17 protein-coding genes are annotated in these 14,495 nt (G+C 71.1%); 8 read left to right on the top strand and 9 right to left on the bottom strand.

All coding sequences use genetic code 11. From position 1 onward, the window contains the following. The first annotated feature begins 2 nt into the window (after nt 1–2). Nucleotides 3–599 (top strand): DUF1992 domain-containing protein, encoded by a 597-nt coding sequence (locus QK288_RS04730; protein WP_281266658.1) that lies wholly within the window; start codon nt 3–5, stop codon nt 597–599. A 112-nt stretch (nt 600–711) separates the two neighbouring features. Here the strand turns inward: QK288_RS04730 and QK288_RS04725 are convergent, their stop codons facing one another. Beyond that, nucleotides 712–1,392: a hypothetical protein gene (locus tag QK288_RS04725; RefSeq protein ID WP_281266657.1), complete on the bottom strand. Its 681-nt coding sequence runs from the start codon at nt 1,390–1,392 to the stop codon at nt 712–714. A gap of 200 nt (nt 1,393–1,592) precedes the next feature. Between QK288_RS04725 and QK288_RS04720 the strand changes: the two genes are divergently transcribed. The 6 genes from QK288_RS04720 (at nt 1,593) to QK288_RS04695 (ending at nt 6,543) form a co-directional block, all read left to right on the top strand. Then, the gene (locus QK288_RS04720; protein WP_281266656.1) at nt 1,593–3,992 is read left to right on the top strand and encodes a phosphoketolase family protein; all 2,400 of its coding nucleotides are present in this window, start codon (nt 1,593–1,595) and stop codon (nt 3,990–3,992) included. 76 nt (nt 3,993–4,068) lie between these two features. Next, nucleotides 4,069–4,329 (top strand): hypothetical protein, encoded by a 261-nt coding sequence (locus QK288_RS04715; RefSeq protein ID WP_281266655.1) that lies wholly within the window; start codon nt 4,069–4,071, stop codon nt 4,327–4,329. Then, the gene (locus tag QK288_RS04710) at nt 4,304–4,516 is read left to right on the top strand and encodes a hypothetical protein (RefSeq protein WP_281266654.1); all 213 of its coding nucleotides are present in this window, start codon (nt 4,304–4,306) and stop codon (nt 4,514–4,516) included. The genes QK288_RS04715 and QK288_RS04710 overlap by 26 nt, the downstream gene beginning before the upstream one ends. Nucleotides 4,517–4,544: 28 nt before the next feature. Further along, nucleotides 4,545–5,228, top strand: a complete 684-nt coding sequence (locus tag QK288_RS04705) for a fumarylacetoacetate hydrolase family protein (RefSeq protein WP_281266653.1) — start codon at nt 4,545–4,547, stop codon at nt 5,226–5,228. Between the two features lie 177 nt (nt 5,229–5,405). After that, nucleotides 5,406–6,353: a TIM barrel protein gene (locus QK288_RS04700; protein ID WP_281266652.1), complete on the top strand. Its 948-nt coding sequence runs from the start codon at nt 5,406–5,408 to the stop codon at nt 6,351–6,353. A 10-nt stretch (nt 6,354–6,363) separates the two neighbouring features. Next, a complete protein-coding gene (locus tag QK288_RS04695; protein WP_281266651.1) occupies nt 6,364–6,543 on the top strand; it encodes a hypothetical protein in 180 nt (59 codons plus the stop codon). Nucleotides 6,544–6,573: 30 nt separating this feature from the next. On the opposite strand, the gene QK288_RS04690 is transcribed toward QK288_RS04695, so the two are convergent. The 6 genes from QK288_RS04690 to QK288_RS04665 form a co-directional block, all read right to left on the bottom strand. Next, nucleotides 6,574–6,903, bottom strand: coding sequence for a hypothetical protein (locus tag QK288_RS04690; protein WP_281266650.1), 330 nt, complete (start codon nt 6,901–6,903; stop codon nt 6,574–6,576). Further along, nucleotides 6,900–7,481, bottom strand: a complete 582-nt coding sequence (locus QK288_RS04685) for a hypothetical protein (RefSeq protein ID WP_281266649.1) — start codon at nt 7,479–7,481, stop codon at nt 6,900–6,902. Before QK288_RS04685 ends, QK288_RS04690 begins: the two co-directional genes overlap by 4 nt. Next, nucleotides 7,478–8,092 (bottom strand): RNA polymerase sigma factor, encoded by a 615-nt coding sequence (locus QK288_RS04680; protein ID WP_281266648.1) that lies wholly within the window; start codon nt 8,090–8,092, stop codon nt 7,478–7,480. The genes QK288_RS04685 and QK288_RS04680 overlap by 4 nt, the downstream gene beginning before the upstream one ends. A gap of 200 nt (nt 8,093–8,292) precedes the next feature. Then, on the bottom strand, nt 8,293–8,448 hold the full coding sequence (locus tag QK288_RS04675; RefSeq protein ID WP_281266647.1) for a hypothetical protein: 156 nt from the start codon (nt 8,446–8,448) through the stop codon (nt 8,293–8,295). A 148-nt stretch (nt 8,449–8,596) separates the two neighbouring features. Beyond that, nucleotides 8,597–11,122, bottom strand: coding sequence for an ATP-dependent DNA ligase (locus QK288_RS04670; RefSeq protein WP_281266646.1), 2,526 nt, complete (start codon nt 11,120–11,122; stop codon nt 8,597–8,599). Continuing rightward, nucleotides 11,119–12,009 (bottom strand): SDR family oxidoreductase, encoded by an 891-nt coding sequence (locus QK288_RS04665; RefSeq protein WP_281266645.1) that lies wholly within the window; start codon nt 12,007–12,009, stop codon nt 11,119–11,121. Before QK288_RS04665 ends, QK288_RS04670 begins: the two co-directional genes overlap by 4 nt. A 62-nt stretch (nt 12,010–12,071) precedes the next feature. On the opposite strand from QK288_RS04665, the gene QK288_RS04660 reads away from it, so the two are divergent. Next, complete coding sequence (locus QK288_RS04660; RefSeq protein ID WP_281266644.1) at nt 12,072–13,025, top strand: Ku protein; 954 nt, start codon at nt 12,072–12,074, stop codon at nt 13,023–13,025. An 84-nt stretch (nt 13,026–13,109) separates the two neighbouring features. Here the strand turns inward: QK288_RS04660 and QK288_RS04655 are convergent, their stop codons facing one another. Then, on the bottom strand, nt 13,110–13,766 hold the full coding sequence (locus QK288_RS04655; protein ID WP_281266643.1) for an FCD domain-containing protein: 657 nt from the start codon (nt 13,764–13,766) through the stop codon (nt 13,110–13,112). Further along, on the bottom strand, nt 13,763–14,485 hold the full coding sequence (locus QK288_RS04650) for an SDR family NAD(P)-dependent oxidoreductase (RefSeq protein ID WP_281266642.1): 723 nt from the start codon (nt 14,483–14,485) through the stop codon (nt 13,763–13,765). The genes QK288_RS04655 and QK288_RS04650 overlap by 4 nt, the downstream gene beginning before the upstream one ends. Nucleotides 14,486–14,495: the final 10 nt, after the last annotated feature.

The following is a 14,495-nucleotide window of genomic DNA, read 5'->3' as shown; positions in this document are numbered from 1 at the left end:
CGATGAACGACGTCGACGCACGGATGGACCGGCTCAGGAGGGCCGCTCGCTACCGGTACCAGCAGCTCGTGGAGAGTGAGATCGAGCGGGGCTCCCTCGATCCGGACGAGGTGCGTGAGGAACGGCGGCTGCTCAAGGCGGCCGACGTCGCCGCGCACGCGAGGGCCCAGATTGAGGAGGCCGAACGCCGCGGGGTGTTCGAGGGCAACCCGTACCACGGCAAGCCCCTGCCGGGGAACGACGGGCAGCACGATCCGGACTGGTGGATCAAGTCGAAGATCGAACGCGAGGACATCCGTGGGATCGCCCCGCCTGCCCTCGCGCTCCGCACCGAGGACGCCGAGCTCGACGACGCCCTCGACGCGCTCTCGGTGGAGTCCGACGTGCGCGATGTCCTCGTGGACTTCAACGCCCGCGTGAAGGAGGCCCGTCGGCAGCTCCTCGGCGGGCCACCGGTCGTGACGCCGCTCCGGGACGTGGACGCCGAGATCCAGCGGTGGGCGGAGCGACGGGAGGCCCGTCTCGCGTCCGCAGCGCAGGCTGCGGAACAGCTGCGGCTCGAGTCCCGGCCACGGCGCTGGTGGCGCCGGCGCGGCTGACCCCGTCCCGCCCGGCGCCTCCGGAACGCCGAACCACCGCTTCGACGACGAAACGCCTCCGTTTCCGGAGGCGTTTCGCGTCGAGAACGGTGTCTCGAGTAAGGCGACGTGCTTACTTGATCTTGGCCGTGATCGTGGCGGTGCCGACCAGGAGGCCGCTCTTGACGGCGTCGGTCTTGAAGGTGCTGTTGAGCAGCTTCGCGGCGTCCGCGGAGACGTGGACGGTGGTGCCGGTGAGGATCGCGTTGTCACCCTCGAGCTGCAGCGGCTTGAGCGTCCCACCGTGCAGGCTGAACAGGTACGCGTTCGCTGCGGCGACCTGCCCGTTGACCAGGACGTCACCGTAGAGCTTGGACGAACCCGGGTTCACCACGAAGTTCTCCAACGTCACCGTCGTGTCCCCGGCCTTCAGGGTCAGACCCGAGTCGTCGTGGTTCAGCAGGCCCTGCACGTACGGACGGTACTTGCCATCCGGGCTCCAGTAGGTGACCGAGCCGGAGGTGATCGGGAACGACACGGCGCCGTCGGCGAGCTTGGCGTTGCCGGACACACCCGGGGTCAGGCCCAGCGAGGTGAGGGCGTCGGTGAAGCCGGAGTCCAGCGCGACGGAGGTGTCGCCACCGAGGACCTCGGGAACCGACGCGACCGGTGCGGGGATCTTCGACGACGACGACGCGACGGTGTGGATCGCCGGGGTGGAGGCGTTCGCGGCGGAGACACCGAACGCGGCACCGCCGAGGACGAGGGCACCCGTCGTGGCGAGGGTGATGGTGGTCTTGAGGGACTTGCGCATGAGGGTTGATCCTTTGCTGTGGTGGGCTCCTCCGGCACGCTCCTGTGCGTACGCCGGCTGTGTGTATTCAGATCGCCGGCCGAACTCGACCGGAGAGCGCCCTGGGCATTTGCCCTGTGCAGATGATTCGGCACCCCTCCGGGATCGGATTGGACGAGTTTCTTGATCCCTTTCGGCGGGGCGGTCCGTACCGTGGAGGAATGGCGACAGAGCAGCTGCAGAGCACGGAACGCATCCGGGCGATCGACGCGTGGTGGCGGGCCGCGAACTACCTGACCGTCGGGCAGATCTACCTGATGGACAACCCGCTGCTGTCCCGTCCGATCGAGCCGGAGGACGTCAAGCCACGCCTGCTCGGGCACTGGGGCACCTCGCCGGCGCTCAACCTCGTCTACGCGCACTGCAACGCGCTCATCGCATCGTCGGACCGGCAGATGCTCTACGTGTGCGGCCCTGGGCACGGCGGACCCGCGATGAACGCGAACGCCTGGCTCGACGGCACCTGGCAGGAGCTGTACCCGGGCACGACGCTGCAGCAGTTCTTCCGGCAGTTCTCGTTCCCCGGCGGCATCCCGTCGCACGCCGCGCCGGAGACCCCCGGGTCGATCAACGAGGGCGGCGAGCTCGGCTACTCCCTGGCGCACGCGTACGGAGCGGCCCTCGACAACCCGGACCTCGTCGTCACGTGCGTGGTCGGTGACGGCGAGGCGGAGACCGGTCCGCTCGCCGGGTCCTGGCAGGCGCACACGTTCATCGACCCGGTCGCGGACGGTGCAGTGCTGCCGATCCTCAACCTCAACGGGTGGAAGATCGCGAACCCGACGGTCCTCGCCCGCATCCCCGGCGAAGACCTGACGGCGTACTTCCGCGGGCTCGGGTACGACCCGATCGTCGTGGACTCCGCCCGCGTCGACGACGACCCCTTCGCGGTGCACGCCCTGTTCGACGGGGCACTGCGCCGAGCACTCGCGACGATCGACGACATCCAGGCCGCTGCGCGTGGACAGGCGGCACGCGCGGCGGCCGGTGAGATGGCCGGTGCAGCGGACCTCCGACCGCGCTGGCCGATGATCATCCTCCGGACGCCGAAGGGGTGGACCGGGCCGAAGGAGGTCGACGGACAGAAGGTCGAGGGCACCTTCCGCGCGCACCAGGTCCCGCTGTCAGCCGTCCGCACCGACGACGGGCACCGGGCGCAGCTGCAGGAGTGGATGGAGTCCTACCGTCCCGACGAGCTGCTCTCCGCGGACGGAGAGGGCATCGGTCTGCTCGAGGCGATCCGTCCGTCCGGCGACCTGCGGATGAGCGCGACCCCGCACGCCAACGGCGGGCGCATCCGGACCGCTCTCGGCCGTCCGCCCGTGACCGACTTCGGGGTGCCGGCCGGGTCCCCGGCGTCCTCCACCAGCACCCTCGGCCCGTGGGTCGCGGCCCTGACGGCACGGAACCCGTCGTCGTTCCGCCTGTTCGGGCCGGACGAGACGATCTCGAACAAGCTCGACGCGGTCTTCGACGTGACGAACCGCGTCTGGCGTGCCGGCAACGGTCCGGACGACGAACACCTCGCGCCGACCGGCCGAGTGATCGAGATCCTGTCCGAGCACCTGCTCGAGGGGATGCTCGAGGGGTACGTCCTGTCCGGGCGGCACGGCATCCTGAACACGTACGAGGCGTTCGCGCACATCATCGACTCGATGGCCGGGCAGTACACGAAGTGGCTGGAGTCCTCGGCGGAGATCGATTGGCGCGCGCCGGTGTCGAACCTCACGATCCTGCTGTCGTCGCACGTCTGGCGCCAGGACCACAACGGGTTCTCGCACCAGGACCCCGGGTTCCTCGACGTCGTCGCGTCGAAGCAGCAGGACCTGGTCCGGATCAAGCTCCCCGCCGACGCCAACACCCTGCTCGCCGTCGCCTCGCACGCGATGGAGACGACCGACCGCATCGAGGTGATCGTCGCGGGGAAGCACCAGGAGCCGGTGTTCCTGTCGATCGACGACGCCGTCGCGCACGCCGCCGCCGGGTCGGGCGTCTGGGACTGGGCCGGGACCGAGGACGCGGTCGGGCACGCGGACGTCGTGCTCGTCTCGGCCGGTGACGTCCCGACCGTGGAGACCGTCGCCGCAGCCGACCTCATCCGCCAGCACGCTCCAGACGTCGGGGTGCGGGTCGTGAACGTCGTCGACCTGCTGTCGCTCGGCGATCCGCGGAAGCACACGCACGCCCTGTCGGACGAACGGTACGACGAGCTCTTCCTGCCCGGCACACCGGCGGTGTTCGCGTTCCACGGGTACCCGGCGCTCGTGCACCAACTCACCTACCGCCGACACGGGCACGACGACCTGCACGTGCACGGCTTCCTGGAGCAGGGCACCACGACGTCCCCGTTCGACATGCTGATCCGGAACGAGATGGACCGGTTCGCGCTCGCGCACGACGCGCTGACGCGGGTGGCGGACGGGTCCGACCGGTTCGCGCCGCTGCTGGCGCGACTGACCGAGGCCCGGGACGCGGCACGCTCGTACGCCTACACGAACGGCGAGGACCACCCGTCCGTCGCCGACTGGCACTTCTCGGGGTGGCCGCAGGACGACGCCTGACCTCCGGATCACGTGGACGAGCGCACTCGTCGCGGTGGTGAGCGCCTGCGGGGCGCTCGCTTCGCTGGCCGTCACCATGCGCGAAGGTCGAGCGCTCCGGCGAAATACGGAGTTCTCGGCACACCGCGACCAGTGGTGGAAGCGTTGGTCGTGGGTCGTCGACCGGGCGTTCTCGATGACGGCACGTGATCGAGCCGCGGCGTCGATCATGGCGGAGGCGCTCGCAACGCGCGACTGGACGACCGACGACGACACCTACATGTTCGATGTGGTCCGCGGGCGCAGCCCCGGCCCGAACCCGGAGGAAGACGATGATCTCCAAGCTCAGCGACCGTGAGTTCAAGCGCCGCCTCGACGACGCCGAACTCTGCATCCCGCGACTCCTCGAGAGCGAGTACTACCGCCCGATCATGATCGCGAAGGGCAGGGACGTCGAACTCGCGGAACTCCGTGCCGAGTGGCGGGAGCGACAGGAGCGGGCCCGGGCGCGCAAGCTCAAGGACGACGCGTCGTTCGCCGACTGACTACCGGGCGCCGTGCCACGCTGGACGGGTGTCCGACCTCGTGATCCCGGCCCCGCCCGTCCCCACCGTCCCGACGTCCACCGGCGAGCGCTTCCCGGTGCGGCGGGTGTTCTGCGTCGGGAGGAACTACGCCGCACACGCCCGCGAGATGGGCCACGACCCGGACCGCGAGCCACCGTTCTTCTTCACGAAGCCGGCCGACGCGATCGTGGTCGACGGCGCGGACACCCCGTACCCGACGATGACCGGGCAGCTGGAGCACGAGGTCGAACTCGTGGCGGCCATCGGCATCGGCGGGGCGGACATCCCCGTCGAGTCCGCGCTCGACCACGTCTGGGGCTACGCCGTCGGGCTCGACCTGACCCGGCGCGACCTCCAGGCGGAGGCGAAACGACTCGGGCGCCCGTGGGACCTCGCGAAGGGGTTCGACGCATCCGCGCCCATCGGCGTGCTCGTCCCGGCAGCGACGGTGGACCCGACCCGCGGCTCGATCGCACTCGACGTCGACGGCGCATCGCGGCAGCACGGCGACCTCGCCGACCAGATCTGGTCCGTCGCCGAGGTCATCGCGACGCTCTCCCGGTTCGTGGCACTCGCGCCGGGCGACGTCGTGATGACGGGCACCCCGGACGGCGTCGGGGCGATCGACCGCGGCGCCGTGCTCCACGGGACGATCGACGGCGTGGGGACGGTGTCGACCCGCATCGTCTGACGACGACGGTCGCGTTTCCTGCGTGTCACGGTGACCTGGGAGCACTCCGAGCCGCGGAGCGTATCACTGTCGTTGACGCCGTGTCGGGAACCGGCGTCGTGGTTCTCATCGACAGGGACAGCGGGACCGAGCACGGTCAGGACGGCCACCGCGCGCCCGGAGACGGAAGGTGGCGACGTGATCGAACACGACCTGCTCGCGACGTCCTGGACGTGGGACGGCGACGAGCCCATCGACGAACGGGTCCGTGCGGTCGGTGACGCCGGGTTCGCCGGCATCTCCCTCGCGCTGGACGACCTGCACGAGGTCCGCGCAACCATCGGCTTCGCCACGCTCCGACGCATGCTCGACGACGCCGGCATCGTGTGGATCCAGCTCGGTACGCTCGGCAACTGGTGGACCTGCACGAGCCGCACCACCGGCGAGGACGCCGACCGCGGGGTCCTCCTCGAGGCGGCGGCGTCCCTCCGCGCGTGGCAGGTGGTGGCGCGCGCCGACGTCACGCTCCCCGGCGTCTCCCCCGCGGCAATGCTCGACGACTGGGTGGTGCTCGCGACCCAGGCCGAGAGCGTCGGCGCGCAGCTCGTGCTCGAACCGGAACCGTGGTCGAACCTGCCGACGGTCGAGCGGGCATCCCGCTTCGTCGCGGCCGCCGGACACCAGAACAGCGGCCTGCTGCTCGACGCGATGCACGCGCTGCGCGGTGGCTCCACGCTCGCGTCGATCCGGCAGGGCATCGCCCCGTCGACCCTGGCCGCGGTCGAGCTCAGCGACGGACTGCTCTCCACCCCGAGCGGGATGACGCTCGCGGACGAGTCGCGCGACGGCCGGTACCTCCCGGGCGCTGGCGCCTGGGACATCCCCGGGTTCATCCGCGTCGCTCGGGAACTCGGGTACGACGACCCGTGGGGTGTCGAGGTCCGGACCCCTGCGCACCGAGCGCTCCCCATCGCCGACGCGCTGCGGACGGCTGCCGCAGCGACCCGCGCGGTGCTGGACGCCGCCGATGCGTACGGCGCTCCAGCCGCGCCCGCGATGCCGACGTCTCCTGCCCCGACCTCGGCGGTCGACTACGAGCCGCAGCACCGTCCGCGTCGGGAGACCGGTTCAGGGACGCCCGCGTAGCGTCGCCGGCATGAGCGATCAGGCACCCAACGCGGACGAAGCACTCCTGCGCGAGTCGCAGCAGGCGATCGACGACGCCAAGGCCGCAGCGGCCGACGTCGTCGAGCCGGACGAGGACGAACTCATCGACGAGGGTCTGCCGGTCGCGGACGACGCCGAGCCGTCCGACGGCCCCGCTCCGGCGTCCTGACCGACCCCGGCGACCCGGGCGACCCGGGCGTCAGACGATCTCGACCACGCGGACGGTGACGTCGGTGGGTCGACGACCGGCGACGTCCTCGACGCGTCGGACCACGACGTCTCGGACGGCCTTGGCGCGCCCGATGGCCGACGTCCCCGCATCGACGGCGACGACGACGCGCACCCGGAGCCCCTCGCCCTGGTCGTCCACGAGCACCGCTCCGCCGTCCCGCGGCAGGTCGAGCACCGACCGGACGTCGCGGACGAGCACGGCGAGACCCGGCCCCGGCGGGATCACCGACCGCACCCCGGGGACGGCGAGCACGGCTTCGGTGGCTGCGCGGGAGAGTGCGCGGGTGTCAGCGGTCACGGGTTCCTCCCGGGGGCGAGCAGGTCGGCGACTCGGACGGTGAGGGAGCGCACCTCGAACGGCGCGTGCTCCGCGAGGGCGGCGGCCACGATCGTGCGGAGCTCGTCGGCACGGCTGCGGATCGGGGCGGCGGGATCGACCACGATCGCGACCTCGACGTCGACCGGTCCGCCGGGGATCGACAGGTCGCCCGTGAACCGGGTCCGACGGACGAGGACGCCGGGGAGCGTGTCACCGAGCGCACGGACCAAGCCCCGGATCGCCCCCTCGGTCACGACGAGTGTGCTGGACGGATCGTCGTCGGGCACCGGGATGTCCCGGCCGGCGTGCGCGGTGGTGCGGATCGAGGCCAGGACACCGGCGATCCACCCCTCGTCGGCGCCGTCGGCAGCGCGAACGTCCGCATCGAGCATCTCCGACGACGCCGCTCGCAACTCGCCGAGACGCACGAGCGCCGCGCGGGCAGCCGCGTCCGACTCGATGTCGTCCCGCACGGGATCCCGGCCGGAGTCGAGGTAGTCCGAGAGCTCGTCGAGCGTGAAGGCGCCGAAACGGTCGTCGACGTCGTCGTCGTTCATCGCCACCCCTCCATCTGCTCGAGCACGGTCCGGCGCGCACGTGCGAGCAGGCCGCGCACGCTCGCCGCCGACAGGCCGGTCTGCTCGGCGATCTCGGCGTAGGACGCGCCACCGATCTCGCGCAGCACCCACACTGCTCGCTGCGCATCCGGGAGGTTCTGGACGACCACGGCCAGCGCGTCGACCTGCATGCGTGTCGCCACGACCTCGTCGACCGGGCGGTCCTCCGAGGCCTCTGGCAACGCCTCGAGGTCGAGGTGCGGGTGGCGGCGGCGAAGTCGGTCGAGCGCCTTGTTCGCCGCGATACGGAACAGCCACGTCCGCACCCGGTCCGGTTCCTCGACGGTGTCGATCCGTTGCCAGGCCAGCAGCGACGCCTCCTGCACGGCATCGTCCGCTTCGCCGTCGCCGTGCCCGAGGATGCGCGCGGCGTAGGCGCGCATGAGCGGCCCGTACCGGTGGATCAGCACGCCGAACGCGGCGGCGTCACCGTCCGCGGAACGTTCGACGAGCGACCCGTCCGACAGGGACGACAGCTGCGTGTCCTCGGTCAGGGTCGGGCCTCTCGGATCGGGTTTCGGTTCTCGCGTGACGAATTCGGGGTTCGGCACGTCTTCAGTACGTGCCTACCATCGGCGCCTGCGTGCTGATGGTCTCGAGCGCGCCGTGGCCGGTCATCCCTGAACGACCGGTCACGGCGCTTCTGCGGCGGCCCGTGCGTTCCCTGATCCGGCGCACGGGCCGTCTTCTCCCAGGACGGGGTGGTCGGCGACACCCCGGGTCCGGGACGTCGGGGACACCCCGCGACGCGTCAGTCGTCGACCTCGTCGCCGAGGAAGTCCGCGTAGGTCACCTCCGGGTCCGTCACCGCCGCTGCCGGGTCCACCGGCTTCCGCAGCGGCTGGTCCCCCGACATGGCGACGCGCTCCTCCGTGGTGAACGGTGGCAGGTAGTTGGACGCGCTCATCGCCGCTCCCTTCGTCCCGAGGAACGTAACAGCCCGGCACGTTCATGCCAGCGGTCGTGATGATTTCGTCCCCCACAACGGGGGCCGACGGGGGACGGAAGTTCGCCCGCAGCGGACCCCATGCGCACGTATCTGATCGCACACCCGCTCACTCTCGGACGACGTCACCCGCCGACTTGTCGATCCGCCAGCCACGCCACGACGGCTGCCGGAGTCGCCCGTCGCCGGTCCACTCCGCGAACTCGACCTCGCCGACGCGCTCGGGGGTCACCCAGTGCGCGTCGCGTGCATCCGGCCGAGGGACGTCCGTGAACGGGGGCGTCCCGCGTTCCAGCCGGCCGAGCACCGCGGCGATCTCGTCGAGGTCACGATCGCTGAATCCCGTCCCGACCTTGCCGACGTACTCCAGTCCGTCCGTGCCGGGGATCCCGAGCAGCAGCGAGCCCACGCCGCCGGCGCGCCGACCGTTCCCGGGCTTCCACCCGCCGACGACGACCTCCTGTGTCGCGTGGTGCTTCAGCTTGAGCCAGGCCTCTGACCGACGACCCTCGGCGTACTTCGACCCGCGCTTCTTCGCCACGACCCCCTCGAGCCCGGCTTTCCGGGAATCGCGCATCGCCTGGTCGAGGTCACCGTCGTGCGCGGGCGGCACCTCGATGACACCGCCGGCATCGACGACCGTCGACAGCGCCTCTCGTCGGTTGGTGTACGCCAGGCGTGTCAGCTCGTGACCGTCCGCCTCGAGCACGTCGAACAGCAGGAAGCGCACCGGGGTGGCCTTCCGTGCGGCCTCGACCTCGCGCGGCTTCGTCAGGCCCATCCGGTTCTGCAGGAGCTGGAAGGACGGCCGCCCACGCTCGTCGAGCGCCACGATCTCCCCGTCGAACACCCCGTCCACGCCCGCCCGCTCGCCGAGTTCCCGCAGTTCCGGGTACTGCGCCGTGAGGTCGTTGCCGTTCCGACTCCGCAGCGTGACCTCGCCGTCACGGACGGTGGCCAGGGCGCGCACGCCGTCCCACTTCAGCTCGAACGCCCACTCGGTCGGATCGAGCCGGGGTTCGCCCTTCGCCAGGGTCGCCTGCATCGTCCGCCGTTCCACCGGCTCGGTCTCCGACGCGGCGGCCCCGTCGATCCGCTCACGGCCGTCGTCGTGCCTGTGGGGCCGGGAGGCTCGGCTCGCCTCCGCCCCGCCGGTCCCGTCCGCCGTCGGGTCGGGCTGGTCCTTGGTGCGGTGGATGAGCCAGTTCTTCTCGTCGCCCTCGCGGCCGCGCCCGCGTCCCCGGGTGTGCAGGATCGCGAGGCGTCGGTTGCCGTTCGTCCGGCCGTGCAGCGTGACGATGACCTCCTCGCCCTCGCGCCACTTCTCGAGGTCGTACGTGCCCTCGTCCCAGATTGTGACCGTCCCGCCGCCGTACTCGTCCTTCGGGATCGTCCCCTCGAAGCCGCCGTACTCGAGCGGGTGGTCCTCGGTCATCACGGCGAGGTGGTTCTTCCCCGGATCGGTCGGCTCCCCCTTCGGCAGCGCCCAGCTGACGAGCACGCCGTCGTGCTCCAGCCGGAAGTCGTAGTGGTCCCTGGTGGCGTGGTGCTCCTGGATGACGAACGTCGGGGTGCCGTCCTGCCGGACCGTCGGCGCTCCTTCCGGAACCGGCTCCGGCGTCTTGGACGCGTCCCGCTTCGCACGGTAGGCCGACAGGCGGTCGTTCCCCGAGCCTCCCGTCCGTTCCGCGTCGTTCGCCTGCTGGGTCCGGTCGCTGTCCCAGTGACCGTGGTCGGCGCGACCGACCGCCAACGAGGCGGCGGCGACCGGGTGCAGGGGGTCGCCACGGTCCTCCAGTCGTTCGAGCACCTGGTCCAGCGTCAGCTGGGCCAGCCCCTTCTCGGTGAGTTCCTTCCACGTCCGCGGCGCGGCGACGGTCGGCTGCGACCGGCCGCGCAACGAGTACGGGGCGATCGTCGTCTTGTTGCCGTTGTTCTGCGACCAGTCGACGAAGACCTTGCCCTTCCGCTCCGCACGGCTCATCGAGGACAGCACCAGGTCGGGGAGGTCCTGTTCGAGGGCCTTGGCGAGTTCGTGGGCGACCTCGGAGACGTGCTTGGTGGCGGCCTTCCCGTCGAGTGCCGCGTACAGGTGGATGCCCTTCGACCCGGACGTCACCGGGTACGGCTCGAGGCCCATGCCCTGCAGGATCTCCCGAGCCGCGACCGCGACCTCGACGCACTCCGGCAGCCCGACGCCATCGCCGGGGTCGAGGTCGAGCACCAGCCGGTCGGGGTGCTGCTGCCCGCCGCGGGGACCGAACCGCCACTGCGGCACGTGCAGCTCGAGCGCGGCCTGCTGCGCCATCCAGACGAGCGTCGGCAGGTCGTCCACGATCGGGTACTCGTTGTCGTGCTCGGTGTGCTCGATGGTGTGGTGCTTGACCCAGTCGGGCGCGGAGTCCGGCAGGTTCTTCTCGAAGAACACCTTGCCGTCGACGCCGTTCGCCCAGCGCTTCCTGGTCACCGGGCGGTCCTTGACGTGCGGGATCATCCACGGCGCGACCCGCGTGTAGTACTCGATCACGCGGCCCTTCGTGGTGCCGGTCTCCGGGTACATCACCTTGTCGAGGTTCGTGAGGGCGATGCGGCGGTCCCCGACGAGGACCGTGGTCTTCCGGGAAACCGGACTCACAACGCGACCCCGGTTGCTCCGGCCACCGTGAGCGTGGACCCGGACGTGTAGGACGACTCCGGCCCGGCCAGGTACACGTAGGCGCTGCCGAGCTCGACGGGCTGCGCCGGCCGTCCGAACGGCGTGCCCTCGCCGTAGTGCGCGATCTCGTCGCCCGGGTAGCTGATCGGTTGGAGCGGCGTCCACACCGGCCCGGGCACCACGGTGTTCGCACGGATGCCCTTCGCCGCGAGCTGCCGCGCGAGCCCGTTCGTGTACGCGATGATCGCCGCCTTCGTCGCCGCGTAGTCGATCATCCGGTCCTGCGGCTGGTACGCCGACACCGAGCTCGTCGTGACGATCGAGCTCCCCGGGGCCATGTGCGGGACCGCCGCACGGACGAGCCAGAACATCGCGTAGACGTTGACCTTCATCGTGCGGTCGAAGTCCTCCGTGGACTGCTCGGTGACGTCCTCGTGCACGCGCTGGTGCCCGGCGACGAGGACGAGTGCGTCGAGCCCGCCGAGCTCGCTGACGGCGGTCCGCACGAGTTCGTCGCAGAACGCCTCGTCGGTGAGGTCCCCCGGGAGCATCACGGCGTTCCGGCCGAGGTCGGCGATCAGGTCGCGGACCTCGGTGAGGTCGTCGAGCTCCTCGGGCAGGGCGTTCAGCGCGACGTCGGCACCCTCCTTCGCCATGGCGATCGCGGCAGCGCGGCCGATGCCCGAGTCCGCCCCCGTCACGAGCACCCGGTAGCCGGGCATCCGCCCCGTGCCGAGGTAGCTCGTCTCCCCGTTGTCGGGCTGCGGGTCCATCGCACTCGCGCTCCCCGATCCCTGCTGGGTCTGCGCGGGGAACGGCGGCCGCGCGTACTTCGTCCGCGGGTCGTCCTTGTCCAGCTGGCTCATCAGCCCATCGTGCTCCCTGCGAACTCCGGGCGCTCCAGCCTCGGCACGGGCATCATGAGCGCATGAGGTCGATCTGGAAGGGCTCCATCGCGTTCGGGCTCGTCAACGTGCCCATCAAGGTCTACGCCGCCACCGAGACCCACGACGTGTCCCTGCACCAGGTCCACGACGAGGACAAGGCCCGCATCCGGTACAAGCGCGTATGCGAGCTGGGGCACGAGGTCGAGTTCGCCGACATCGAGCGCGCCTACGACGACGGCGAGAAGACCGTCGTGCTCACCGCCGACGACTTCAAGAAGCTCCCCCAGGAGCAGTCGCACGAGATCGAGGTCCTCGAGTTCGTGCCCGTCGACCAGGTCGACCCGATGATGTTCGAGAAGACGTACTACCTCGAACCGGACTCCCGCTCCCCCAAGGCCTACGTGCTGCTCCGCCGGACGCTCGAGGAGACCGACCGCCTGGCGATCGTGCAGTTCACGCTCCGCCAGAAGACCCGGCTCGGTGTCCTGCGCGTGCACGACGACGTCCTGCTCCTGCAGGGGCTCCTCTGGGGCGACGAGGTCCGTGCAGCCGACTTCACGGCACTCGACACCTCGGTGAAGGTCAGCGCCAACGAGCTGAAGATGTCGTCGTCGCTCGTGGAGAGCATGTCGACCGACTTCGATCCGGAGCGCTACACCGACGAGTACCAAGCCGAGCTGCAGCAGCTCATCGACGCGAAGTTGGAGTCCGGCGACGACGTCGACACGTCCGAGACGTTCGGGGAGCAGGAGTCGTCCGACGACGAGGGCGGTGACGTCATCGACCTGATGGCCGCCCTCCGTGCGTCCGTGGACAAGAAGCGGACGGGAGGCTCGGGGTCGCGCTCGTCGTCCGGGTCGCGCTCGTCGTCCGGCAGCTCCACTGCCGACAAGACACCGGAGAAGAAGGCGCCGGCGAAGAAGGCCCCGGCGAAGCGCGCACCGGCCAAGAAGTCCCCGGCGAAGAAGCCCGCCGCGAAGAAGAAGGCCAGCTAGGCCGGAGATCGCGCCCACGCGCGGACATCGCGCCCTGCCGCGACGGGGCGCGATGTCCGTGTGGGGGTGCGACGCGGGCGGCGGTCAGGTGCGGTCGACGATCTCCCGCATCGCGGCCGCAGCGAGTTCGGCGTCGCCGGCGGCGACCGCGTCCGCGAGCGTCCGGTGCAGCGCCACGTCGTGGGCGTCCGGCTCGACGTCCGCGCGCTCCTCGAGCGCTCGCTCGACCACACGCTGCAGGCGCGCGAACATCGCGTTGCCCGACAGGGCCAGCAACCGTCCGTGGAACGCGCGGTCGGCCGGGAGGATCGGGGCCGGGTCCGCCGCACTGGCGGCGGAGGCGAGGCGTTCGGCGGAGGCGAGCAGGGCCTCCAGGTCGGATCGGTCGTGCGCTCCGGACGCGACCGCGCGGGCGGCTGCCGCAGCAGCCGCGGGCTCGACGGCACGACGGAGGGCGCGGAGTTCGGCCAGCGCGACCGCTCGGTCGGGGCCGTCGAGGCGCCACCGGACCACGTGCGGGTCGATCACGTCCCACTGCTCGGCGGGCAGGACCCGGAGCCCGACGCGTCGGCCAGCACTGAGCATGCCGAGGGAGACGAGGACGCGGGTGGCCTCGCGGACGATGCTCCTCGAGGCGCCCGTGCGGGCGACGAAACCCTCGACGCTGTCGGCGTGCCCGACGGGCAGGTCGCCGCGGACGATCGCGGTGCCGAGCTCGTCGAGCACCCGGTCGAAGATCACCGCTGCGACACCGGGGAGATGACGAGCTCGTCGATCCGGACGTGTGCTGGGGCGTCGAGGACGAATGCGACGGTGCGGCCGATGTCCTCCGGTGTGAGCATGACCGCACGAGCCGCAGCATCCGGTACCGACGGTCGCTGCTCGAGGAAGTCCGTCGCGACGTCACCGGGGCAGAGGTGCGTCGCCCGGACGCCGTGCTGCGCTTCCTGCTGGTTGAGCGACCTCGTGAGGGCGCCGAGCGCGGTCTTGCTCGCGGAGTAGGCGACCCCGGCACCGGGCTGGAACGACCACCCGGCGTACGAGGAGATCACCACGACGACGCCGCCGGTCTCCCGCAGGGCGGGGAGGGCCGCGTCCGTGACGGTCGCCACGGCGGTGAGGTTCGTGTCGACGATGCTCCGGAAGGAGTCCATCGTCTGGTCGTCCCACCGTCGGGCGGGTGCGTTGAGCCCGGCTGCGAGCACGAGTCCGTCGAGCCGACCGTGCTCGGCGATGACGGTGTCCCTTGCGGCTCGCACCGCGTCCGGATCGGTCACGTCGAGCGGGAGCACGTGCGCGGTTCCGCCCTCGGCGCGGATGCCGTCCGCCACTGCGTCGAGCTGCTCGGCACGGCGGCCGCTCAGCACGACGGTCCAGCCGGAACGGGCGGCGGCTGTCGCGCTGGCGGCCCCCATGCCGCTGCCGCCGCCGGTGATCCAGAGCACACGTTCCGTCGTCATGGCTCAATAG

The sequence above is a fragment of the Curtobacterium sp. 9128 genome, from assembly GCF_900086645.1.
GTDB lineage: Bacteria > Actinomycetota > Actinomycetes > Actinomycetales > Microbacteriaceae > Curtobacterium.
The sequence above is the reverse complement of the archived record's forward strand: the minus strand, read 5'-3'. Positions and strand labels throughout refer to the sequence as shown.

Excerpts from the sequence above, each read along its gene's own strand:
- QK288_RS04660 (WP_281266644.1), top strand. The coding sequence starts at position 12,072 with ATGAGGTCGATCTGGAAGGGCTCCATCGCGTTCGGGCTCGTCAACGTG.
- QK288_RS04725 (WP_281266657.1), bottom strand. The coding sequence starts at position 1,392 with ATGCGCAAGTCCCTCAAGACCACCATCACCCTCGCCACGACGGGTGCC.
- QK288_RS04720 (WP_281266656.1), top strand. The coding sequence starts at position 1,593 with ATGGCGACAGAGCAGCTGCAGAGCACGGAACGCATCCGGGCGATCGAC.
- QK288_RS04695 (WP_281266651.1), top strand. The coding sequence starts at position 6,364 with ATGAGCGATCAGGCACCCAACGCGGACGAAGCACTCCTGCGCGAGTCG.
- QK288_RS04665 (WP_281266645.1), bottom strand. The coding sequence starts at position 12,009 with ATGAGCCAGCTGGACAAGGACGACCCGCGGACGAAGTACGCGCGGCCG.
- QK288_RS04730 (WP_281266658.1), top strand. The coding sequence starts at position 3 with ATGAACGACGTCGACGCACGGATGGACCGGCTCAGGAGGGCCGCTCGC.
- QK288_RS04715 (WP_281266655.1), top strand. The coding sequence starts at position 4,069 with ATGCGCGAAGGTCGAGCGCTCCGGCGAAATACGGAGTTCTCGGCACAC.
- QK288_RS04685 (WP_281266649.1), bottom strand. The coding sequence starts at position 7,481 with ATGAACGACGACGACGTCGACGACCGTTTCGGCGCCTTCACGCTCGAC.
- QK288_RS04675 (WP_281266647.1), bottom strand. The coding sequence starts at position 8,448 with ATGAGCGCGTCCAACTACCTGCCACCGTTCACCACGGAGGAGCGCGTC.
- QK288_RS04650 (WP_281266642.1), bottom strand. The coding sequence starts at position 14,485 with ATGACGACGGAACGTGTGCTCTGGATCACCGGCGGCGGCAGCGGCATG.
- QK288_RS04710 (WP_281266654.1), top strand. The coding sequence starts at position 4,304 with ATGATCTCCAAGCTCAGCGACCGTGAGTTCAAGCGCCGCCTCGACGAC.